This is a genomic window from Ornithinimicrobium sediminis (assembly GCF_021272345.1).
Lineage (GTDB): Bacteria > Actinomycetota > Actinomycetes > Actinomycetales > Dermatophilaceae > Ornithinicoccus > Ornithinicoccus sediminis_B.
The window spans coordinates 41,152-62,906 of record NZ_JAJSDQ010000002.1; the positions used below are offsets into that span (position 1 = coordinate 41,152).

A 21,755-nucleotide genomic window follows, 5' to 3' on the forward strand; every position below is an offset into this window, starting at 1 on the left:
AGGCCCGGGGAGGACACACGGTGTACAGACGCTCCAGCGCGCGCCGGAGGGGCACCACGGTCGTCCTCGCCGCCACGGTCGCGGCCCTCGGTCTGTCCACGGTACCGGCGACCGTCGCCTCGGTCGACGGACCCCTGCCGGCCTCGGTGTCCTCCCAGGCCACCGACGCCGCCGCCACCCCGGTGACCTTCCCGCCCAACCGCAGCGGCCAGGCCCCCTGCCCGGAGGGCCGCAGCCGCTCGGGCACGACCTACGTCCAGGGCTTCGAGGGGTCCCTGCCGGAGCCTCGCTTCAACACCGGCTTCGCGCGGCACGCCGGAGGGACCGCCGGCAGCTACAGCGTCCGCTCCTACCTGCCCGGCGTCTCCGGGCAGGCCGAGCACTTCTTCCTGCCCTACCGCCAGGTGAGCGTCGGCAGGTCGACCTTCCTGGGCTTCACGACCCGGGGCACCTCTGTCGCGCGGGCTCGGGTGGCCGTCAACTCGGTGCTGACGACGTTCACCACCGGGTCGTCGTGGCGTGGTGTCGCGGTCGACGTCACGCCGGCGACCTCCGACGAGAGCGGCTGGCTCGGGACCTGGTTCGAGCACCGGGCGACCTCGGGACGGGCGACGTCCGTGCAGGTCGACCAGGCGGAGGTCTACCACTGCCGGTCCAACTCCACGGCACGGGTCGCCGGTGCCGACCGCTACGCCACCGCCGCACGCATCGCCGACGCCTTCCCCGCCGGCGTGCCCACGGCATACGTGGCGGCGGGCGGGGCCTTCCCGGACGCCCTGAGCGGTGCGGCGGTCGCCGGCAGCACGGGGACACCGGTGCTGCTGGTGCGCACCGGGAGCGTCCCCGCGGCCACGGCACAGGCGCTCCAGCGCCTCGACCCGGACCGCATCGTCGTGCTCGGCGGCACGACCGCGGTCAGCGACGCCGTCGCGCAGGCGCTGGAGGCCTACGCCCCGAGTGTGGAGCGCGTCGGCGGAGAGGACCGCTACGGCACGTCCGCGCTCGTGGCGCAGCACTTCGCGCCGGGTGTGGCCACCGCCTATGTCGCCACGGGAGAGAACTTCCCGGACGCCCTGGCCGGTGGGGCCCTGGCCGCGCACCGGGACAGCCCGGTGCTCCTCGTGCGCCGCACGTCGCTGCCCGCCACGGTCCGCGAGGAGCTCGTCCGGCTGCAGCCGCGCCAGGTCGTCGTGCTCGGTGGTCCCTCGGCGGTGAGCGACGCGGTCGCCGCGGAGCTGGCCGGCTACGCCACCGGCTCCACCCCGCTGCGCCGACTCGGTGGCGACGACCGGTATGCCGTCGCGGCCGCGGTCGCCGCGGAGTTCGGGACGCCCTCGGCCTCCTACCTGGCCACGGGGACCGGCTTCGCCGACGCCGTCACCGGAGGTGCGCTCGCCGGTGCCCGGGGAGCCCCGCTGCTGCTGGCTCGGCCGGACCACCTGCCGGACGTGGTGCGCAGCAGGCTCGCCGCCACCGCAGACCTCACGGGCACGGTGCTGGGAGGCACCTCGTCGCTGCAGCCGATCGTCCGGGACCAGTACGGTCGCACCCTGCCCTGGGCGGGGGGCAGCTGATGGAGCTGACGACGCTGCTGCTCGACGGTGAGACCGCCGTCATCGACGTCCCTGACGCCGAGGAGCTCACGACGCCCGTGCGCACGAGCGTGTTGTTCGCGGCGGGGCGGGAGGTCGAGGTCAACGCCGGCACACCGGAGGCGGCCGAGCACTTCGTCACCTCGACGGGGTCGGCGCTGACCTCGGCGCTCACGCTGCGCGGTGGCACCACCCTGCGCACCGGCGCACTGGGCGGCGGCAGCGGGCTCGTCTTCCTCGTCGAGCTGCACCCCCACCCGGTGTTCGGGCCGGCGCCACCGGGTCTGTCGGTCGAGGACCTCGCCGCCCTGCTGGTCGGGGCCCGCATGACGACTACGGCTGCCGGTCCCCGCTTCGACCCGCGCGGCGGCATCGAGTGGTCCCCCTACCGCACCCACGACGCCGTCGTGCCGGTGCAGGTGCGCGGTGGCCAGCGCTACGTCATGGACGTGCGCAGGGCCTTCACGCCCGGACGACCCGGCGAGGCCGGCTCGGGCAGGCGGGTGGCCGGCGGTCGGCTCAGTCGCAGCGCACCGGAGGAGGGGCGCCACGTCATCCTCGAGGCGCCCGACCACGTGGTCTACGGCATCCCGCTCCCGGAGACCGACCTGGACGTGCTGGTCGGGTCGATGTCGCAGGTGCAGGTGAGGCGCGGATGAGCCCGGCCCTGCTGGCGACCGCCGCCGTCGTGCTGGCCGCGTCCGGGCTGGCTCACGCGGTGACCCACGCGTCGACCCGGCGGGCCGTGGTCGCCCACGGGGTGCTCGGCGCCGGGTGGGCGGGCCCCGTCGTGGTGCTGCTGACGGCGGTCGAGCTGCTGCTCGGGGCCGGCCTGCTCGCCGCGGTCCTGCTCGGGGACGCGCCGGCGCAGCGAGGGCTGGGCCTGACGGCCGCTGCGCTGTTCCTCCTGCTGGCGGGGTACGCCCACGCCGCCTGGCGAGCCCGCCCTGGTGCGGCATCCGCCTGTGCCTGCGGGGTGGGCGAGTCCCCGCTGGGGCCCTGGGTGACCTTGCGGGCGGTGCTGCTGGGGCTGCTGGCCCTCGGGGGAGCGGTGGCCGTCGAGGCCGCCGGGGTGGCAGGTCGCCCGTGGCACGAGGTCGTCGTCCTGGTGAGCGCCACGACGGCGCTCTCGGTGGGCCTGACCTACCTGCCGGCGGCGCGCGCGCTGTCGGCTCCACTCGTCCTCGGGAGGGCCACCTCATGACCTTCACCACCGCAGCGCTGCTGGTCTCCTGGGTGGCCATCGCCGTCCTCGCCCTCGGGTTCGCCGGGCTGATGCGCCAGCTCGGCGAGGTGCAGCGTGCCCTCGCCGGCTCCGGGGCACGGACGGGTCGGCTCGCGCCCGTCCTGACCGGCCTGGTGCTGCCGGCCGACGGCGACCTCGGCGTGCTCCGCCCGGTGTCGGGAGGGCTCGTCGCGTTCGTGTCGCCGGGGTGTCCGTCCTGCGAGGCTGCGCTCGGCGAGGCCGCCGCCCAGGGTCTGGGCAGGCACCTGGTCATCGCCTCCACCGGACCCTGCCCCGACGACCTCCCCCCCGGTCTGGACGAGGCCAGGTGCACCGGGGGCACCACCGCCCTCATGGAGCGTCTGGGCGTCCCCGGCACGCCGTACCTGATGGAGGTGGGTGCCGACGGCGTCATCGGCCGCACGGCGCTGCCGGGCGACGCGGACCAGGTCCGCGACTTCCTCGCCTCCCTGCGCGCCTCCCGTCCCGCCCCTGGAGCTCGATGACATGCCCCTGACGTACGACGACCTTCCCGCCGCCGACACCGGGCACCTGCAGTCTCGGCTGCGCCACCCGGTGTCCCGGCGTGGCGTGCTGCGCACCGCCTGGCTCGGTGGCGTCGGCCTGGCCTTCGGCGCCTTCGCCCTGGTCAACCGCGGCGTGTCGAGCGCGGGGGCGGCCTACTTCCAGGACTGGACCAGCACCACCACAGGGCCCTGTGCCACCTACGCCGCGGGCCACACGGAGGAGGGCATCCAGTGCGGCCCCTCCGCCATGTGCCTGGACCGCCAGTGCTGCTGGCGCTACCACCACGGCGCGGGCAACCGGGTCGGCTGGCACAAGGAGGCGCCGGGTCGAGGGGGCACCTACTACCTGCACCGTCCGGACGCGTGCTACCAGAGCACCTACGACTCGTGGCACTGGAAGTTCAGCGACGGCAACACCTACCGGTGCTCCGACGGGTGGACCTGCAGCTCGGCCGGGTGCTACCGCTCGATCTGTCCCTGGGTGGTCTGATGCCCCCGGAGGTCTCCCGGTCCCGACGGTGGGTCGCCGACCCCCTGGTCACGATGGTGCTGCTGGCCGTCCTGTCCGTCGGTCTGGTCGCCGGTGCGCCCGCAGCGACCTCCGTGCTGGTGCTGTCGGCCGTCGTGGTGGCCGGGGTGTCGCTGTCCGGCTCCACTTGAGGTCTCAACAGCGCCTGGGCGCTGCTCGCCTCGGTCGGGGGCGGACACGGACGACGTCGCCACTGGCTGGCCTTCGCGGTCGGCACGGCCCTCGGCGGTGCCCTCACCGGGCTGCTCCTGGCGGTCCTGTCGGGGCTCCTCTCGCCGGTGCCTCCCGCGGCACGGGTGCTGACGACGGCGCTGCTGGTGGTCGCGCTGCTGGCGACCGACCTGCTGAGTCCCACCCTGCGCCTGCCGCAGCGTGACCGGCTGATCCCGCAGGAGGTGTTCGGCCGAGGGCTGGCCCGGGGCCTGTTCCGGTTCGGGGTCGAGTACGGCTCAGGGGTGCGCACGCTCGTCCCGGGGGCAGCGTCCTACATGGTCGCCGGCTACCTCGTGCTCGCGCACCACCCCTGGTGGTTCACCGTTGCCGTCGCGGCGGCCTTCGGGTTCTCCCGCAGCCTGGCGATCCTGCAGTTCGTGCTGCTCGGCAGGGACGGCTGGGCCCAGTTCCTGTCCGGCCACAGCCGGGTGCTCGAGAGGCTCGGCAGCACGGTGACGGCGGTGCTCCTGCTCGTCGCCGTGCTCGGCGGGTGAGCCGGCGCGTCCCGCCGGCGCCCTCAGAGGTTGATGACGATGTCGGCGTCCTCGCGCAGGTCCTCCACCAGCGTGCTGACCGCGTCCGCCTCACGTTGGCCGCGCAGCTGATCGGCGAGCTGGTCGCGCACCTCCTCGAACGGCGGGACCTCGGCCTCCTGCGCAGCACCCTCCTGGTCGCTGACCAGGGAGTCGTAGAGGTCACGCAGGTCCTCCTCGGAGGGGTCCTCGACGGTGGCCTCCTCCGCGATGAGGGTGTCGACCTTCACCTGCGTCTCGACCTCGGCACGGGCCTCCTCGTCGGTGAGCCCGCCCTGCTCCTGCAGCAGCTCGAGGAACTGCTCGGGCGACTCCAGACCGTAGCCCGCCGCCAGCTCCTCGAGGCTCGCGTCCACCTCGTCCTGCGTCGGGGAGATCCCGCGCTTCTCGGCCGTCTGCACCAGCAGCGCGCTGCCGATCATGCTGTCCAGGGTCTGCAGCTTCAGCTCGTCCTGGTCGACCGGGGTCGGCGACTGCTGCGCGACCCGGGCGTACTGGCTCTCGTAGAGCGTGACGAACTCCTCGGCGGTGATCTCCTCGCCGTTGACCTCGGCGACGACGTCGGGCACGTCGCTGACGTCGGGCTCGGCGACCGGAGGGGCCGTCTGGGCGGCCGGGTCGCCGGGGTCGGCCGGGGCGGTCGCGGTGGTGTCGGCCACGCTGTCGCCCGCGTCGTCGGAGGAGGCGCCGCAGGCCGCCAGGCCGAGCACGCCGGCGGACAGTGCGGCTGCGGTGAGCCAGGTCTTGATCTGCTTCGGCATCGTTCTCCCTCGGTGGACAGGTGACCGGCGAAGGTAACACGGGCGGATGTCCGCCTCGTCCAGGCTTCTGCCACGGGCGCCGATCGGGCAGGGGCCCACCAGGGGCGGGTCGAGCCGGGGTGGCAGGATCGTGCTGTGCACCCCTCCACGGCGCTGGCCACCGTCCTGGTCGACGAGCTGGTCCGCTGCGGCGTGCGCGAGGTCGTGCTCTGCCCGGGCTCGCGCTCCGCGCCGCTGGCGTATGCGGTGCAGGAGGCTGAGCGCTCGGGTCGGCTACGGCTGCACGTGCGGGTGGACGAGCGGTCTGCCGGCTTCCTGGCCCTGGGCCTGGCCAAGGTCACCCGCAGGCCGGCGGTGGTCGTCACCACCTCCGGCACGGCCGTGGCGAACCTGCATCCGGCCGTGCTCGAGGCACACCATGCCCGCGTGCCGATGCTCGTGCTGAGCGCCGACCGTCCCGCAGAGCTGCGGGGGACCGGCGCCAACCAGACGACGGTGCAGCCGGGCCTCTTCGGCGCGGTCGTGCGTCTCGAGCACGACCAGCCACCTGCCGAGCCACTTGCGGGCCAGCAGGCGGCATGGCGCTCCGTGGCCTGTCGGGCCTGGGCCGCCGCGGTCGGGGCTGCGGGCGACCCCGGCCCCGCCCACCTCAACGTGGGCTTCCGGGACCCCCTGCCCCCTGCCCTCCCCGGTGAGGAGGTGGTGCCGTGGCCAGAGCCCCTCGACGGCAGGCCCGGTGACGGGCCGTGGGTGCGGGCACCGCAGCCGGTGCTCCGGATGGAGCCGCTCGCCGACCTGCCCGCCCGCACGCTGCTCGTGCTCGGTGACCTGCCCGACCCGGCGGTGGCCGGCGAGGTGCTGGCGGTGGCGCAGCGCCGCGGCTGGCCGGTGGTCGCCGAGCCCTTCGGCACGTCCGACCGCAGAGGAGCCCTGCCGCACGGCCCGCTGCTGCTCACCGACGAGCCGTGGCTCGCACAGCACCTGCCCGAGACCGTGCTGACCGTGGGCCGCGCCACCCTGAGCCGTGAGGTCGGGGCACTCCTGCGCCGTGGCGACGTCCACGTCGAGCACGTCAGCGCCACCTCGACGTGGACCAACCCCTCGCACGTCGTGCGCGCGGTGCATCCCCTGGGGAGGCTCCTCGCGACCACCGACGGCCCCGTGGACCCTGGCTGGGCCCAGAGCTGGCACGCGGCCGGAGCAGCCCTGGCCAGACGTGTGGCTCCCGTCCTGCAGGACGGGTCGACGACCGGGCCGTCCGCTGCCGTCGCCGTCCTCGGGGCGCTGGCGGACGGGGACACCCTGGTGCTCGGGTCGTCCAACCCGCCCCGCGACGTCGACCTCGCCGACCCCGCCACGCCCCGCGGTGCCCGGACGGTCGTGGGCAACCGGGGGCTGGCCGGCATCGACGGCATGCTGTCCACCGCGGTGGGTGTCGCGCTGACAGCCCCGGGTCGCACGGTGGCGCTGGTCGGCGACCTGACCTTCCTGCACGACGTCAACGGCCTGCTCATCGGCCCGGACGAGCCGCGCCCCGACCTGACCGTGGTCGTCCTCAACGACGACGGCGGGGGGATCTTCGCCACGCTGGAGCACGGCGCTCCCGAGCGTGCCGCCGACTTCGCACGCGTCTTCGGCACCGCCACCGGCGCCGACCTGGCCGCCCTCTGCCGCGGCTACGGCGTGGAGCACCGGCTGGTGCCGAGCACGCAGACCCTGCTCGCCGCCCTGGCCGAACCGGTCCGGGGTGTGCGCGTCCTGGAGGTCCCGCTCGACCCGTCCGCCCACCGGGCGCTGCGGGCCCGCCTGCGGGCGGCGGCCCGGTCGACCGCGACCTGACGCGGGACGGCTCAGAAGCCGATGGTGCCCAGAGGCTCGTGGTCACCCCGCATCGCACGCGAGAGCCGGACGACCGCACCCGGGGTCTCCTCGGTCACCCATCCGGCCGCCGCCTGTGCGGCGACAGACCGGCCCCCGGCATACGCGGCGCCGAGCACCTCGACGGGCAGCCGCAGGTCGGCGGGGTCCTCGGTCGCGACGCACGTGCCGACGCCGTCGTTCCCGGCCGTGAGCCGCCAGCGGCGTGCGTTCCACGGGCACGTGTCGTCGGCGACCTCGAGCACGACGTCGACCGGGGCGGCATACCCCCTCCGGCTCAGGGCCCGGTCGACGTCCACCAGGCGCAGCCACAGGGCGTCGGTGACCTTGGCCGACGTCGAGCGCGGCCCGCCGGCCCACCACAGCACCGGGTCGTCGACGCCCCGGGCGGGCAGGGACACCGAGCCGGTGAGGTCGAAGTCCACGAGGCGGCGGACCAGTGCATACAGACCGGCGCTGTCGGTCGCACCCAGCTCGCCGACGCGCACCTTGCCCTGCGGCATCTCGTAGTCGTTCCAGTCGGACTCGCGACGCATGGTGGCGTAGGCCGTGGCCTCTCCGTCGCGGGTGACGAAGAGGACGTGCAGCGGCTCCTTGGGCCCACGCGCCTTGGGCAGGTCGCGGAACCAGTCCCGACGCACGTCCTCGCCCCGGGTCACGGCCCCGAGCTGGTGCTCGGCTGCAGCCGTGTGCACGCGCTGCAGCGCCGCGGTGGCCTCCTCGCTGTCGACCGGCACCATGTGGCTGCGCAGACCCGCAGCCGCCTCCACCACGGCCGGGGGAGCCTGCAGGGCAGTGCCGCGACCGAGCTCCAGCTTCATGTTGTGCGAGGCGGTCCCGTAGCCGAAGCGCCCGTAGATGCCCACCTCGGCGGCCCAGAGACCGGCGACCGGAGCCCCGCCGTCGTCATGCAGCCCGTGCAGGTGGTGGGCCATCATGCTCCGCAGGATCCCGCGGCGTCGATGGTCGGGGTGCACCGAGACCCAGGACAGGCCCGACATCGGCACCTGCGCGTGCCCGGCGCCCGGCCCGGGGACGGTGACGTGCATGTCGTACGCGCAGTACAGGCCGACCAGCGGTCGGGGTGCGTCGGCGGGCACGCCCACCGGTGCCGGCTCGTCGGTCTCGACACCCGAGGAGCGGTGGTAGGCGAAGGTCGCGACCATCTGCTCCGGCGTGATGCCGGGAGCGATCTCGAAGAAGGCCGTCTCGGCCAGGCGGGTCATCCGTGGGGCGTCCTGCGGGGTCAGTGGCACCAGGCGGTGGCCGCTGCCCGGCCCCGGGGTCGTCTGCGAGCTCATGCCCCCACCCTCGCCCAGCGTGGTGGCCGTCCGCCACCTGTCTCCGCGACGCCGGGCATGTCACGGCCGGGACCCGCATCTCCTAGCATGGAGGTGAAGCCCGCAGGACTGCGGGCGCTTTGCCGTGCCCGACACCATCTGAGGTCTGCTCCGTGCCCACCGTCCCCGTCGCGGGCCACGACGTCCGTCGTGGCTCCGTCCTCTCGGTCCTGCTGGTCTTCGCGACCGCGGGCTTCGTCATGGCACAGACGTTCGCCCGCCTGCCCGCAGTGCGGGACGCGCTGGGCGCCAGCGTCGGCGAGCTGGGGGTGGCCCTGGTCGGTGGCGGCCTGGGGTCGCTGCTGGCCATGCCCTTCACCGGCCGTCTGGTCGACAGGTTCGGCAGCCGGGCCGTGGTCGCGACCTGCGTCGTGCTCGGCTCCGCCGGCTGGGCCTCCCTGGCCTTCGTCCCCAACGTCTGGGTGCTGGCGGCCGCCCTGGTCCTGACCGGAGGCCCGGTGGGGGTGTGGGACGTGGCGATGAACATCCAGGGCAGCCACGTGGAGCAGCGGCGCAGCCGCTCGCTCATGCCCTACTTCCACGCCGCCTTCTCCGGTGGTGCCGTGGTCGGTGCCGGGGCGGGTGTGCTCGCCGCGACGCTCGGGGTCGGCCTCGTGCAGCTGCCGGTGCTGAGTGCAGTGGGGATCGTGGTCGGCCTGTACGCGGTGCGCGGCTTCGTCGCCGAGGACTCCAGCGCGGGGGGTGTCGGTGACACCGAGCCACCGCCCCGTCGTGGGCTCACCTCACTGGAGGTGCTGGTCGGCGTCGTCTGCCTGGGCAGCACGCTGGCCGAGGGAGCGGCCAACGACTGGCTGGCGCTGCTCCTGGTGGACGTGCAGGGTGCACCCGAGGCGGTCGGAGCCCTGGCGCTGATGTTCTTCAACATCACCATGACCCTCGGGCGACTGGTCGGTGGTCCTGCGATCGACCGGTTCGGGCGCGTGCAGGTGACCCGGGTCGGTGGCGTCCTCGCGATCAGCGGCATCCTGCTGGCCTCCCAGCAGCCCCTCCTCGGGCTCGCCCTCGTCGGCGGTCTGCTGTGGGGTCTGGGTGTATCGACAGTCTTTCCGGCCGCGATCTCGGCGGCGGGTGAGATCCCCGGCCGCGGCAACCGCTCGATCACGACCGTGAGCATGATCGCCTACGGTGCGTTCCTGTTCGGGGCGCCGATGGTCGGGCTGCTCGCCGAGGCCTTCGGCCTGGACCAGGCGCTGTACGCGGTGGTCCTCGCCCTGGTCGTCATGATCCTGCTCGCGGGCAACCTGCGGGTGCAGCCCCGGCCCGAGGCCCGCCTCGCGCCGGATGCAGGTCAGGTCGAACGGATCCAGTAGCGCCGCTTGGCCGGCGCCTCGTCGGCGAAGCGGCGCACGTCCTCGAGCACCCCGCCGCAGCGTTCGATGACCGCGGCCGAGGCCGGGTTGTCGTCGTCGCAGGTGACGAGCACCTCGGTGACCCCGAGCCCGGCGAGCCGGTGCACACTCGACCGGAGCATCGCCGTGGCCAGGCCCCGCCCGCGGAAGGCCGGGCGGACCGCATACCCGACATGACCGCCGATCTCCAGCAGCAGAGGGGTCAGCGCGTGCCGGACCGACACCCGGCCGACCAGGTCAGGCCCGAGCTGGGCCACAAGGTAGTCACCGCGCACGCGCCCCGGCGGCAGGTCCACGCCGCGTGCCTCGCGGTCGACGAGGTCGAGCTGCTCGCCCCAGGGCAGCTCGGGGTGGAAGAGGTAGGGGAAGCCCTCCTGCACGAGCTCGGCGTGCCCGGCCCGGAGCTGGTCCTCGTCGGACATCCGCGGCGGTCGCAGCACCAGGCCGGAGGTCGCGTCAGTCGCCCAGGGCATGGCGCATCGCCGCGAGCTTGACGTCGGTCTCGGCGAGCTCGGAGCGCGGGTCGGAGGCGGCGACGATGCCCCCACCGGCGAAGAGCCGCATGGTCCTGCCGTCCTCGAGCAGCTCACCGCAGCGCAGCGCGATGCCCCAGTCGCCCTCGCCGTCCGCGTCGATCCAGCCGACCGGACCCGCGTAGCGGCCCCGGTCCATCTGCTCCAGCTCGGCGATGAGACGGGCCGCCTCCGGCGCGGGCGTGCCGCAGACGGCCGCCGAGGGGTGCAGGGCAGCCACCAGGCGCAGGGACGTGGCACCGTCGACCGCCGGCCCCGACAGGTCGCTGGCCAGGTGGTAGACGTCGGGCAGCTCGAGGACGAAGGGCTCCTCGGGCACCTGCAGGTCGCGGCAGTGCGGTGCCAGCGCCTCGGCCACGGAGCGCACCGCGAAGGCGTGCTCCTCGAGGTCCTTGTCGCTGGAGATCAGCCGCAGACGGGGGTCGCTGGGGTGTGGCTCCGCGAGCTCCGGGTGGGCCTCGGTGACCAGCGGCGCCGGCTCGGAGTCACGGCGCACGGTGCCGGCCAGCACCCGCGAACGGGCCCGGCCGTCGAGCAGCCGCACGAGCATCTCGGGGGTGGCGCCGACCAGGCCGTCGACGGCGAAGGTCCACGTGGCCGCATAGCGCTGTGTGAGCCGTTGCAGGACCCGCTGCAGGTCGACCGGACCCTGCGAGCGGGCGAGCACGTCGCGGGCCAGCACCACCTTGTCGACCCTGCCGGCCTCGATGTGCTCGACGGCGCTGGAGATGACGGAGGGCCACTGCGCCGACGAGACCGACCCGTCGACGAACGTCGTCGGCCCGGTGCCGGCCCGGACCCGTTCGGCGCCCCCGAGGGTGGGCTGCGGGGGCTCGAGACCCTCGGGGGCGACGGTCGTGAGCCAGACCCGCCCGTCGCGGCGTCCCACGACGACCTCAGGGACGACGAGACGGCTGGCGTCGGCGGAGTCCGGGGCGAAGGTGAAGGACCCGAAGGCCAGCATGCCGGTGCCCGGCAGAGTGACCTCGTCGCGCACCGTGGCGGCAGCGCAGACCTCGGCCCACCACCGCTCCGCGACGGCGAAGCGCTCGGTGCCCGCGGTGAGACAGGAGGCGACGCGGCCCCACCCCACGATCCCTTCGCCCTCACGGATCCACGAGCACACGGACGCCGACGCGACCCCCGGTGGCACGAGGGTTAGCAGGTCCACGTCGGCCCCGGTCCGGTCGGTCACCTCCACGGTGCGTGCACACAGGCGCGGTGGGACGTTCGGGGTCACAACGGATCACTGTAAGGCGCGAGTGCGAGGATGACCGCATGCACCGTGCCAGCCTGGACAAGCGACCCGACGAGGTCGCGGAGATGTTCGACGACGTCGCCGGCCGCTACGACCTCACCAACGACGTGCTCTCCCTGGGGCAGGCCAGGGTGTGGCGCAAGGCCGTCGTGCGAGCGGTCGGTGCCCACCGGGGCGAGCGGGTGCTCGACATCGCCGCCGGCACCGGCACCAGCTCCGAGCCCTTCGCCGACGCTGAGATCGAGGTCGTCCCGGCCGACTTCTCGATCGGGATGCTCCGGGAGGGCCGCCGCCGGCGTCCCGACATGGCCTTCACGGCCGCGGACGCATTGCAGCTGCCGTTCGCCGACGGGGCCTTCGACGTCGTCACGATGTCCTTCGGCCTGCGCAACGTGGCCGACGTGGACGCGGCGCTCCGCGAGTTCCGGCGGGTGACCGCTCCCGGTGGCCGGCTGGTGGTCTGCGAGTTCAGCCAGCCGACGTGGCGCCCGTTCCGGGTCGTGTACAGCCAGTACCTCATGCGTGCGCTGCCCGTGGTGGCCCGGCGCGTCAGCAGCAACCCCGACTCCTACGTCTACCTCGCCGAGTCGATCCAGGCCTGGCCTGCGCAGCGACAGCTGGCCGAGCAGATCCTCGACGCAGGCTGGCGGGACGTCCGCTGGCGCAACCTCACCGGTGGGGTCGTCGCCCTGCACCACGCCACGCGTCCCTGACCCCCGGCATACGGTCCCTGTGCCGCCCGGCCTCCTGCGGTCAGGTGACCGGGTGGGCCGGGGCCGGTAGGCCTATCCCGTCGGGGACGAGCCTGTGGACAAGAAGGACGCGGCGGGGGTGCGGTCCCTCAGGCTGTCGCCATGTCGCTATCAGCTGCTTCGGCTCACGAGCGTGTGAACGACCTGCACCCGTTTCTGCGCTCAGTCGGGCTGGCGTCCGGCATCTCCGAGCATCGCCTCGACGGCCCGTCCTGCCGGCGCCTGTTCCGCTCGGTGCGGGTCAGTGCTGACGCTCCGCTGACCCCGATGCTCCGGGCGAGGGCTGCCCTGCTGGTAGCCGGCCCGGGTGCTGTGGTCAGCCACCACACCGCGGCCGAGGTCCTGGGCGGCGTGGTCCCTCGGCACCATGACACCCATGTCACTGTGCCGAGCGCGAAGAGACGACCGAAGACCTCGGGAATCCGTGCGCATGTCGCCCCCGGCGGGATCGACGTCCACGCTGTCGCAGACGTGCCGCTGACCACCGCTCCTCAGACCTTCGTCGACCTTGCCCGGTCGCTGGAGCTGGTGGACCTCGTTGTGCTGGGTGACTCCCCGGTGAGGCAACGGCGCTGCACGCCGGAGGACCTCCGGTTCGCTGCGAGCCAGTTCCGGGGTCGTGGCGGCTCTCTCGCGAGACATGCCGCCCATCTGGTGCGAGCGGAGGTCGACTCAGCGATGGAGTCGCGTTCGCGGCTGCTTCTGGTGCTCGCTGGGCTGCCCGAGCCGACCGTCAACGTCAAGGTCCTGGATGAGGGCCGCGTCGTCTACCGCATCGACCTTGGGTTCGCCTCGATCCGGGTGGGTCTGGAGTACGAAGGGCGACATCACGCCGATGACCCTCGTCAGTGGGCCCACGACATACGACGGCGGGAGTACCTGGCAGCCCGTGACTGGCGCCTCCTGACCCTGACCTCGGGTGACATCTTCCGCACCCCGCGGGCGACCCTGCACCGGGTGGTCGACCTGCTCAGCTCGAGGGGCATGGATGTCTCCATGCCTGTGCCCGGCGCCGAGTGGGAGCGACACTTCCCGGGTATGTGAGGTGTGTGGCCCAGGGTGGGGTCTACGTGTCGGCGCCGCGCCGCACCTGCGGCGTAGACTGCGCGAGTTCGTGAAAGTCTTCACAAGAACGGGAGGTCACGGGTGGGTGCACATCCCGCAGCACGGCCGCCCAGGACGGATGCCGGTCGGGACGGCGTGGCGAGTGCCTTCCGCGGCCGTGGGCGTCGACGGCAGCCGGGCACCGCGCCCGCCGACCCCTGCGGCGGGATCGCCACACGCACCCCTAGGATTGACCCAGCCTTGACCAGATCGCGCGGTGGGACCGTCCGATGCGCCGGGACCGAAAGGAGGGTGGGCGAGGATGACTGATCCTTACCTCCCGCTGCTGTTCTTCTTCTCGCTCGGGCTGCTCTTCGCGGGAGTGTCCGTCGCGGGTGGCGCACTGCTGGGACGCAAGACGTACAACCGGGCGAAGTCCGAGGCCTACGAGTGCGGGATCCAGCCCACCCCGCAGGCGCTGGACGGGGGGCGTGTGCCGATCAAGTACTACCTCACCGCCATGCTCTTCATCGTCTTCGACGTGGAGGTGCTCTTCCTCTACCCCTTCGCGGTCGCGTTCGACCAGGTGGGGCTGTTCTCGGTGCTGGCGATGCTGCTGTTCCTGGTGGTCGTCTCGGTGCCGTTCATCTACGAGTGGAGCCGGGGCGGTCTCGAATGGGACTGAGGGCCGGAGCCAGCCACGACACAGGTATGACGTGCCCGGCCGGGTGCGCCGAAGGGACGGTGTGAGACATGGGTCTTGAGGACAAGCTCCCGTCGGGCATTCTGCTGACGACGGTCGAGGGCATGGTCGGGCAGATGCAGTCGAGGTCGGTGTGGCCGGCGACGTTCGGGCTCGCCTGCTGCGCCATCGAGATGATGGCCGTGGGCACGCCCGACTACGACATCGCACGGTTCGGTATGGAGCGGTTCGCCGCCACCCCACGCCAGGCCGACCTGATGATCGTGGCCGGCCGGGTGAGCCAGAAGATGGCGCCGGTCGTCCGCCAGGTCTACGACCAGATGCCCAACCCGAAGTGGGTGCTGTCGATGGGTGTCTGCGCCAGCTCCGGTGGCATGTTCAACAACTACGCGATCGTGCAGGGGGTCGACCACATCGTGCCCGTCGACGTCTATCTGCCCGGCTGTCCGCCCAGGCCACAGATGCTCATCAACGCCCTGCTCGAGCTGCACGAGCAGATCCGCAACAACAAGATGGGCGTGGACCGCGTCAAGGCCGCCCGCGCGGCGGAGGCGGCCGCCCTGCGTGCGACGCCGACGCACGAGATGAAGGGCCTGCTGGCGTGAGCGACGAGAACCAGAACACCGACGAGACCCCCGAGGTGAACGTCGAGAACACCCGCGCCGAGGGCACCGCCGGGCCGCGTGCGGCAGAGGCGCCGGCGGTCTCCGGCGCGGTGGGTGCCCGGGAGGTCGCGCACAAGAAGGGGATGTTCGGGTCCTCGCTCGGCAACGACACCTCCGGCTACGGCGGGCTGGAGCGTCCGGTCCTCTTCCCGGGGGCCTCGCCCAGGCCGTTCGGCGGCTACTTCGACGAGGTGGCCGACCACCTCGAGCGGGCGCTCGGCACGGCATACGCGCAGTCGGTGGAGTCCATCGTCATCGACCGTAACGAGATGACGGTGCACGTCCACCGCGACCGGCTGCCCACCGTCGCCCGCGCCCTGCGCGACGACCCGGCCCTGCGCTTCGAGGTCTGCACCGGCGTCTCCGGGGTGCACTACCCCGAGCAGGTGGGCGCCGAGCTGCATGCGGTCTACCACTTCCAGTCGATCACCCACGGCATGCGCCGGGTGCGGCTCGAGGTGTCCTGCCCCGACGAGAAGCCGCACATCCCCTCGATCGTGGACATCTACCCCGCGAACGACTGGCACGAGCGCGAGACGTTCGACATGTTCGGCATCGTCTTCGACTCTCACCCCGCACTCACCCGCATCCTCATGCCGGACGACTGGCCCGGCCACCCCCAGCGCAAGGACTACCCGCTCGGTGGCATCCCGGTCGAGTACAAGGGCGCCACCATCCCGGCCCCCGACGAGCGACGGAGCTACAACTGATGGCAACGCACACCAGCACGGAGAGCCAGGACCTCTACGGCGACGACGCCGACGCCGGCGCGGTCTTCACCGCGGCCGGAGGTGACTGGGACCAGGTCGTCGAGGACATCGCGGCCGTCGGCGAGGAGCGCATCGTCGTCAACATGGGCCCCCAGCACCCCTCGACGCACGGCGTGCTCCGCCTGATCCTCGAGCTCGACGGTGAGACGGTGCGCGAGGCCCGGGCGGGCATCGGCTACCTGCATACCGGCATCGAGAAGAACATGGAGTACCGCACCTGGGTCCAGGGCACCACGTTCTGCACCCGGATGGACTACCTCACCCCGATCTTCAACGAGGCGGTCTACTGCCTCGGGGTGGAGCGGCTGCTCGGCATCACCGACCAGGTCCCGGAGCGCGCGACCACGATCCGGGTCCTCATGATGGAGCTCAACCGGATCGGCTCCCACCTCATCGCTCTGGGCACGGGTGGGATGGAGCTCGGTGCGACCACGGTCATGACGACCTGCTTCCGGGAGCGGGAGCGCATCCTGCGCTTCTTCGAGGCCGTGACGGGCCTGCGGATGAACCATGCCTACGTGCGTCCGGGCGGCGTCAACCAGGACATCCCGGACGGTGGGCTGGAGCTCCTCGAGAAGGAGATCGCCGACCTCAAGGGTGGTCTGGGCGAGATCGAGAGGCTGCTGCTGGAGAACCCCGTCTTCAAGGCACGCACCGTCGACGTGGGCTACCTCAGCCTCGCCGGCTGCATGGCGCTGGGCATCACCGGCCCGATCCTGCGCTCCACCGGCCTGCCGCACGACCTGCGCAAGTCCGACCCCTACTGCGGCTACGAGACCTACGACTTCAACGTCGTCACGCGCGACTCGATGGACGCCTACGGTCGGGTCTGCATCCGCATCGAGGAGATGTGGGAGTCCATCAAGATCGCCGAGCAGGCCATCGAGCGCCTGCGCGCCTCCGTCGGCGAGCCGATCATGGTCGCCGACAAGAAGATCGCCTGGCCGGCCCAGATGAGCGTCGGCGCGGACGGTCAGGGCAACTCGCTGGACCACATCCGCCGGATCATGGGCGAGTCCATGGAGTCGCTCATCCACCACTTCAAGCTGGTCACCGAGGGCTTCCGGGTCGCGCCGGGGCAGGCATACGCCGCGGTCGAGTCACCCAAGGGCGAGCTGGGCTGCCACGTCGTGTCCGACGGCGGCACCCGGCCCTACCGGGCGCACTTCCGTGACCCCTCCTTCAACAACCTCCAGGCCGCGTCGGTGCTGAGCGAGGGCGGCCTGGTGGCCGACGTCATCGTCGCCGTCGCGTCCATCGACCCCGTGATGGGAGGCGTGGACCGATGACCGCGCACGACACCGACCACGGCCCGCTGCACCACCACACCCCGCTGCACGCCTCGGACGCGCCCTACGCCCCCGAGGTCCTCGCGCAGCTGGAGGCTGACGCCGCCGAGCTGGTCAGCCGCTACCCGCAGCAGCGCTCGGCGCTGCTGCCGCTGCTGCACCTCGTGCAGTCGGTCGACGGCTACATCACCGGCCGCGGCGTGCACTTCTGCGCCGAGCAGCTCGACCTCACGACCGCAGAGGTCAGCGGCGTGGCCACCTTCTACACCCAGTACAAGCGCCACCCCAACGGCGACTACACGGTCGGGGTCTGCACGAACACCCTCTGCGCGATCATGGGCGGGGACCAGATCTTCGACGAGGTGAGCGAGCACCTGGGCATCGGTCACGACGAGACCACCGAGGACGGCTCGATCACCCTCGAGCGGGTCGAGTGCAACGCGGCCTGCGACTACGCCCCCGTGGTGATGGTCAACTGGGAGTTCTTCGACGGGCAGACCCCCGAGTCGACCAAGCAGCTCGTGGACCGGCTGCGGACCGGCGAGGAGGTCGCCCCCACGCGCGGCGCCTCCCGGGTCTGCACCTTCAAGCAGGTCGCGCGGGTCCTGGCCGGCTTCACCGACGGCCGTGCCGACGAGGGCGTGGGCGCCGGTGGCCCCTCCCTGGAAGGGCTGCGGGTCGCCCATGAGCGCGGCTGGGTCGCGCCGGTCGGCTCCGAGCGGCCCTACAGCGAGGACGCCGGGCACCAGCCGGACGAGGCGACCGAGTTCGACACCGCGGCGGCCGACGAGGGCACCGCGCCCAAGAAGGGCCGTCACGACTCCGTCAACGCGCCCACCAACGAGCCGGACGAGACCCCCGGTGGTGAAGAGGTCGGACCCGGGACCGACGACGAAGGAGCGGGCTCATGACCCAGCTGACGCCGATCATGTCGAGGTTCTGGGACCACCCGCGGTCCTGGACCCTGGCCACCTACGAGGAGTACGAGGGCTACCAGGCGCTGCGCAAGGCGCTGGACACTCCGGCCGACGACCTCGTGCAGATGGCCAAGGACAGCGGGCTCCGCGGGCGCGGCGGTGCGGGCTTCCCGACCGGCCTGAAGTGGGGCTTCCTGCCCCCGCCGGACGGCGGCCCTCGCTACCTCGTGGTCAACGCGGACGAGTCCGAGCCGGGCACCTGCAAGGACACCCCGCTGATGATGGCCGCCCCGCAGTTCCTGATCGAGGGCATGGTCATCACGTCGTACGCCATCGGCTGCCACCATGCGTTCATCTACCTGCGCGGTGAGCTGGTGCACGTCTACCGGCGTCTGCTGCGCGCCGTGGAGGAGGCGTATGCCGCGGGCTACCTCGGCAAGGACATCCTGGGCTCCGGCTTCGACCTGGACATCACCGTCCACGCGGGTGCGGGCGCCTACATCTGCGGCGAGGAGACGGCGCTGCTGGACTCCCTGGAGGGTCGTCGCGGCCAGCCCCGCCTGAAGCCACCGTTCCCGGCGGTCGCGGGCCTCTACTCGCGCCCGACCGTGGTCAACAACGTGGAGTCCATCGCCTCCGTGCCGCCCATCGTGCTGCACGGCTCCGACTGGTTCGCCGACCTGGGCACCGAGAAGTCGCAGGGCTTCGGCCTGTTCAGCCTGTCCGGGCACGTCACCCGGCCCGGACAGTACGAGGCCCCGCTGGGCATCACCCTGCGTGAGCTGCTGGAGATGGCCGGTGGCGTCCGGGAGGGGCACAGCCTGAAGTTCTGGACCCCCGGCGGCTCCTCCACCCCGATCTTCACCGACGAGCACCTCGACGTGCCGCTGGACTTCGAGTCGGTGGCCGAGGCGGGCTCCATGCTGGGCACCCGTGCCCTGCAGATCTTCGACGAGACGACCTCGGTCGTGCGTGCCGTGGCACGGTGGACCGACTTCTACGCCCACGAGTCCTGCGGCAAGTGCACCCCGTGCCGGGAGGGCACCTTCTGGCTCAAGCAGATCATGGACCGCCTGGAGGCGGGCCGGGGCAGCCAGGACGACATCGACAAGCTGGTCGACATCTGTGACAACATCCTGGGGCGCGCCTTCTGCGCACTGGGCGACGGGGCCACCAGCCCCATCACCTCTGCCGTGCAGTACTTCCGGGAGGAGTTCGAGGCGGGCATGCACACCCCTGCCGCCGAGCTGTTCCCGCCCGAGCGCTCGACGCTGTTCGCGAAGGAGACCCTCCCCGCATGACCGTCAACACCTCACCCTCAGCGGGCGGCAACGCCGTCGACACCGGCGACAACGCCGCGATGCCGGAGGACGTCAAGAAGGTCACCCTGACGATCGACGACGTCGAGGTCAGCGTGCCCGAGGGCACCCTCGTCATCCGGGCCGCCGAACAGCTCGGCATCATGATCCCGCGCTTCTGCGACCACCCGCTTCTCGACCCGGTCGGTGCCTGCCGCCAGTGCCTGGTGGACGTGGCGATGCCCGACCGCGAGGGCAACGTCAAGCCGATGCCCAAGCCGCAGGCCTCGTGCACGATGACCGTCGCGCCCGGCATGCAGGTGCGCACGCAGCACACCTCGCCGGTGGCCGAGAAGGCCCAGGACGGCATCATGGAGCTGCTGCTCATCAACCACCCGCTGGACTGCCCGGTGTGCGACAAGGGCGGTGAGTGCCCCCTGCAGAACCAGGCGATGACCAACGGGCGTCCGGTGAGCCGCTTCGAGGACGTCAAGCGCACCTTCCCCAAGCCGATCAACATCTCCTCCCAGGTCCTGCTGGACCGGGAGCGCTGCGTGCTGTGCGCCCGGTGCACCCGCTTCTCGGACCAGATCGCCGGCGACCCGTTCATCGCGCTCATCGAGCGTGGCGCGCTGCAGCAGGTCGGCATCTACGAGGAGCAGCCCTTCGAGTCCTACTTCTCCGGCAACACCGTGCAGATCTGCCCGGTGGGCGCCCTGACCGGCTCCGCCTACCGCTTCCGGTCCCGCCCGTTCGACCTGGTGTCCACGGAGAGCGTCTGCGAGCACTGCGCCTCCGGGTGCGCCATCCGCACCGACCACCGCCGGGGCACCGTGCTGCGCCGGATGGCGCTGGAGGACCCCGAGGTCAACGAGGAGTGGAACTGTGACAAGGGCCGCTGGGCCTTCACCTACGCGACCATGCCGGACCGGCTGCGCGACCCCGTCGTGCGTGGTGCGGACGGTGCGTATGCCGTCACCTCCTGGCGTGAGGCCTACGTGGCGGCCGCGGACGGGCTCGCCCGGGCCCGGGCCTCCGCTGGTGTCGGCGTGCTGGTCGGGGGGCGCGCGAGCGTCGAGGACGCCTACGCCTACAGCAAGTTCGCCCGGGTGGCCCTCGGCACGCACGACGTGGACTTCCGGGCCCGGCCCCACTCGCAGGAGGAGTCCGACTTCCTCGCCTCCGCCATCGTCAACCACCACGGTCTCACCTACGCCGACCTGGAGACGGCGAGCAGCGTGCTGCTTGTCGGCTTCGAGCCGGAGGAGGAGAGCCCGATCGTCTTCCTGCGGCTGCGCAAGGGCGTGCGGCGCACCAAGACGCAGGTCTTCAGCATCGCGCCGTTCGAGACCCGCGGCCTGGAGAAGCTCTCCGGCACCCTGGTGACCGCTGTGCCGGGCACCGAGGCCGAGGTCATGCACGCCCTCGCGCACCACCGCAAGGACCGCGGTGAGGCGCACGAGGGCACGGCCGAGCCCCTGCCCGGCGTCGACCCGATGGCCAACGCCTCGGACATGCTGTCCGAGACCTCCGTCATCCTGGTGGGGGAGCGCCTGGCCTCCGTGCCCGGTGGCCTGTCCGCGGCGGCGGCCCTGGCCGACGTCACAGGTGCCCGCATCGGCTGGGTCCCCCGTCGCGCCGGGGAGCGCGGTGCCGTCGCCGTGGGCGCCCTGCCCGCGCTGCTGCCCGGTGGCTACCCGGTCGCCGACGACGCAGCCCGCGCCCACGTGGCCGGCGCCTGGGGTGTCGAGCTCGCCGAGGGGCCGGGCCGTGACACGACCGCGATCCTGCAGGCCGCGGCCCAGGGCGAGATCGGAGCGCTCGTCGTCGGTGGGGTGGACCCGGACGACCTGCCCGACCCCGCGCTGGCACGGGCCGCCCTCGAGCGGGCCTTCGTGGTGTCGCTGGAGATCCGTGAGTCGGCGGTGCACGAGTACGCCGACGTCATCCTCCCCGTCGCTCCGCAGCAGGAGAAGGCCGGCGCCTACGCGGACTGGGAGGGTCGACTGCGCACGTTCGACCGGGCCATCCACACCAGCGCCCTCAGCGACCACGCGGTGCTCGACCTGCTCGCGGCCGAGATGGGTGTGCACCTGGGCGCTCGCAGCCTCACCGAGCTGCGCCGCGAGATGAGCTCGCTGGGCACCTGGCAGGGCTCCCTGCCGCTGCACGTCGTGCCTCCGGTGGCGCCGCCCGCCCTCGGCGAGGGCGAGGCGCTCCTGGCGACCTGGCACCACCTCCTCGACGCCGGCTCCCTGCAGGACGGCGAGCCCTTCCTCGCGGGCACCGCGCCGCTGCCCGTGGCGCGGGTCTCCGCCGGCACCGCGGCGGCCGTGGGAGTGGCCGAGGGCGAGCACATCGTGGTCTCGCGCGGCGCCGGCAGCATCACGCTGCCGGTCGTGGTGACCGACATGCCCGACCACGTGGTCTGGGTGCCGACCAACTCCACCGGATCGGCGGTGCGCCCGGCCCTGGGTGTCGGCGCCGGCGCGGTGGTGCAGCTCCGACCGGGTGGCGCGGCTGTCGCCACCGGTGCCACCACAGGAGGTCTCGCGTGA

22 protein-coding genes are annotated in these 21,755 nt (G+C 72.7%); 18 read left to right on the forward strand and 4 right to left on the reverse strand.

Annotation, left to right across the window (positions count from 1 at the left end; translation table 11 throughout):
* Positions 1 to 20: 20 nt before the first annotated feature.
* The 7 genes from LVO85_RS04550 to LVO85_RS04580 all read left to right on the forward strand — a co-directional run bounded on the left by LVO85_RS04550 (position 21) and on the right by LVO85_RS04580 (position 4,580).
* Positions 21 to 1,574 (forward strand): cell wall-binding repeat-containing protein, encoded by a 1,554-nt coding sequence (locus LVO85_RS04550; protein WP_232746237.1) that lies wholly within the window; start codon positions 21 to 23, stop codon positions 1,572 to 1,574.
* Complete coding sequence (locus LVO85_RS04555) at positions 1,574 to 2,251, forward strand: hypothetical protein (RefSeq protein WP_232746238.1); 678 nt, start codon at positions 1,574 to 1,576, stop codon at positions 2,249 to 2,251. The genes LVO85_RS04550 and LVO85_RS04555 overlap by 1 nt, the downstream gene beginning before the upstream one ends.
* The gene (locus tag LVO85_RS04560; RefSeq protein WP_232746239.1) at positions 2,248 to 2,796 is read left to right on the forward strand and encodes a MauE/DoxX family redox-associated membrane protein; all 549 of its coding nucleotides are present in this window, start codon (positions 2,248 to 2,250) and stop codon (positions 2,794 to 2,796) included. The genes LVO85_RS04555 and LVO85_RS04560 overlap by 4 nt, the downstream gene beginning before the upstream one ends.
* Positions 2,793 to 3,323, forward strand: coding sequence for a hypothetical protein (locus tag LVO85_RS04565; RefSeq protein WP_232746240.1), 531 nt, complete (start codon positions 2,793 to 2,795; stop codon positions 3,321 to 3,323). The genes LVO85_RS04560 and LVO85_RS04565 overlap by 4 nt, the downstream gene beginning before the upstream one ends.
* 1 nt (position 3,324) lies before the next feature.
* Entirely contained in the window at positions 3,325 to 3,834 is a 510-nt protein-coding gene (locus LVO85_RS04570; protein ID WP_232746241.1) for a hypothetical protein, read from the forward strand.
* Positions 3,834 to 4,004: a hypothetical protein gene (locus tag LVO85_RS04575; RefSeq protein ID WP_232746242.1), complete on the forward strand. Its 171-nt coding sequence runs from the start codon at positions 3,834 to 3,836 to the stop codon at positions 4,002 to 4,004. Before LVO85_RS04570 ends, LVO85_RS04575 begins: the two co-directional genes overlap by 1 nt.
* 147 nt (positions 4,005 to 4,151) lie before the next feature.
* Positions 4,152 to 4,580 (forward strand): hypothetical protein, encoded by a 429-nt coding sequence (locus LVO85_RS04580; protein WP_232746243.1) that lies wholly within the window; start codon positions 4,152 to 4,154, stop codon positions 4,578 to 4,580.
* Between the two features lie 23 nt (positions 4,581 to 4,603).
* On the opposite strand, the gene LVO85_RS04585 is transcribed toward LVO85_RS04580, so the two are convergent.
* Positions 4,604 to 5,380 carry a SurA N-terminal domain-containing protein gene (locus tag LVO85_RS04585; protein ID WP_232746244.1) on the reverse strand — a complete coding sequence of 259 codons (777 nt, stop codon included), beginning with the start codon at positions 5,378 to 5,380 and terminating at the stop codon, positions 4,604 to 4,606.
* Positions 5,381 to 5,515: 135 nt separating this feature from the next.
* On the opposite strand from LVO85_RS04585, the gene menD reads away from it, so the two are divergent.
* Positions 5,516 to 7,219: a 2-succinyl-5-enolpyruvyl-6-hydroxy-3-cyclohexene-1-carboxylic-acid synthase gene (menD, locus tag LVO85_RS04590; RefSeq protein WP_232746245.1), complete on the forward strand. Its 1,704-nt coding sequence runs from the start codon at positions 5,516 to 5,518 to the stop codon at positions 7,217 to 7,219.
* An 11-nt stretch (positions 7,220 to 7,230) separates the two neighbouring features.
* On the opposite strand, the gene LVO85_RS04595 is transcribed toward menD, so the two are convergent.
* Positions 7,231 to 8,559, reverse strand: coding sequence for a GNAT family N-acetyltransferase (locus LVO85_RS04595; RefSeq protein WP_232746246.1), 1,329 nt, complete (start codon positions 8,557 to 8,559; stop codon positions 7,231 to 7,233).
* 152 nt (positions 8,560 to 8,711) lie between these two features.
* Between LVO85_RS04595 and LVO85_RS04600 the strand changes: the two genes are divergently transcribed.
* Positions 8,712 to 9,929, forward strand: a complete 1,218-nt coding sequence (locus LVO85_RS04600) for an MFS transporter (protein WP_232746247.1) — start codon at positions 8,712 to 8,714, stop codon at positions 9,927 to 9,929.
* On the opposite strand, the gene LVO85_RS04605 is transcribed toward LVO85_RS04600, so the two are convergent.
* Positions 9,908 to 10,441: a GNAT family N-acetyltransferase gene (locus LVO85_RS04605; protein ID WP_232746248.1), complete on the reverse strand. Its 534-nt coding sequence runs from the start codon at positions 10,439 to 10,441 to the stop codon at positions 9,908 to 9,910. The two genes, LVO85_RS04600 and LVO85_RS04605, sit on opposite strands and share 22 nt — an antisense overlap.
* Positions 10,425 to 11,741 carry an isochorismate synthase gene (locus tag LVO85_RS04610; protein ID WP_232746249.1) on the reverse strand — a complete coding sequence of 439 codons (1,317 nt, stop codon included), beginning with the start codon at positions 11,739 to 11,741 and terminating at the stop codon, positions 10,425 to 10,427. The genes LVO85_RS04605 and LVO85_RS04610 overlap by 17 nt, the downstream gene beginning before the upstream one ends.
* Before the next feature lie 38 nt (positions 11,742 to 11,779).
* Between LVO85_RS04610 and LVO85_RS04615 the strand changes: the two genes are divergently transcribed.
* The 9 genes from LVO85_RS04615 (at position 11,780) to LVO85_RS04655 (ending at position 21,755) form a co-directional block, all read left to right on the forward strand.
* Entirely contained in the window at positions 11,780 to 12,472 is a 693-nt protein-coding gene (locus LVO85_RS04615; RefSeq protein ID WP_232746250.1) for a demethylmenaquinone methyltransferase, read from the forward strand.
* Positions 12,473 to 12,646: 174 nt separating this feature from the next.
* Positions 12,647 to 13,555 (forward strand): hypothetical protein, encoded by a 909-nt coding sequence (locus tag LVO85_RS04620; RefSeq protein ID WP_232746251.1) that lies wholly within the window; start codon positions 12,647 to 12,649, stop codon positions 13,553 to 13,555.
* 322 nt (positions 13,556 to 13,877) lie between these two features.
* Positions 13,878 to 14,240: an NADH-quinone oxidoreductase subunit A gene (locus LVO85_RS04625; protein ID WP_232746252.1), complete on the forward strand. Its 363-nt coding sequence runs from the start codon at positions 13,878 to 13,880 to the stop codon at positions 14,238 to 14,240.
* 68 nt (positions 14,241 to 14,308) lie between these two features.
* Positions 14,309 to 14,863 (forward strand): NuoB/complex I 20 kDa subunit family protein, encoded by a 555-nt coding sequence (locus LVO85_RS04630; protein WP_232746253.1) that lies wholly within the window; start codon positions 14,309 to 14,311, stop codon positions 14,861 to 14,863.
* A complete protein-coding gene (locus LVO85_RS04635; protein ID WP_332875408.1) occupies positions 14,860 to 15,633 on the forward strand; it encodes an NADH-quinone oxidoreductase subunit C in 774 nt (257 codons plus the stop codon). Before LVO85_RS04630 ends, LVO85_RS04635 begins: the two co-directional genes overlap by 4 nt.
* Complete coding sequence (locus tag LVO85_RS04640; protein ID WP_232746254.1) at positions 15,633 to 16,982, forward strand: NADH-quinone oxidoreductase subunit D; 1,350 nt, start codon at positions 15,633 to 15,635, stop codon at positions 16,980 to 16,982. The genes LVO85_RS04635 and LVO85_RS04640 overlap by 1 nt, the downstream gene beginning before the upstream one ends.
* A complete protein-coding gene (gene nuoE, locus LVO85_RS04645; protein ID WP_232746255.1) occupies positions 16,979 to 17,893 on the forward strand; it encodes an NADH-quinone oxidoreductase subunit NuoE in 915 nt (304 codons plus the stop codon). Before LVO85_RS04640 ends, nuoE begins: the two co-directional genes overlap by 4 nt.
* Complete coding sequence (gene nuoF, locus LVO85_RS04650; protein ID WP_232746256.1) at positions 17,890 to 19,200, forward strand: NADH-quinone oxidoreductase subunit NuoF; 1,311 nt, start codon at positions 17,890 to 17,892, stop codon at positions 19,198 to 19,200. Before nuoE ends, nuoF begins: the two co-directional genes overlap by 4 nt.
* Positions 19,197 to 21,755 (forward strand): NADH-quinone oxidoreductase subunit G, encoded by a 2,559-nt coding sequence (locus tag LVO85_RS04655; protein ID WP_232746257.1) that lies wholly within the window; start codon positions 19,197 to 19,199, stop codon positions 21,753 to 21,755. The genes nuoF and LVO85_RS04655 overlap by 4 nt, the downstream gene beginning before the upstream one ends.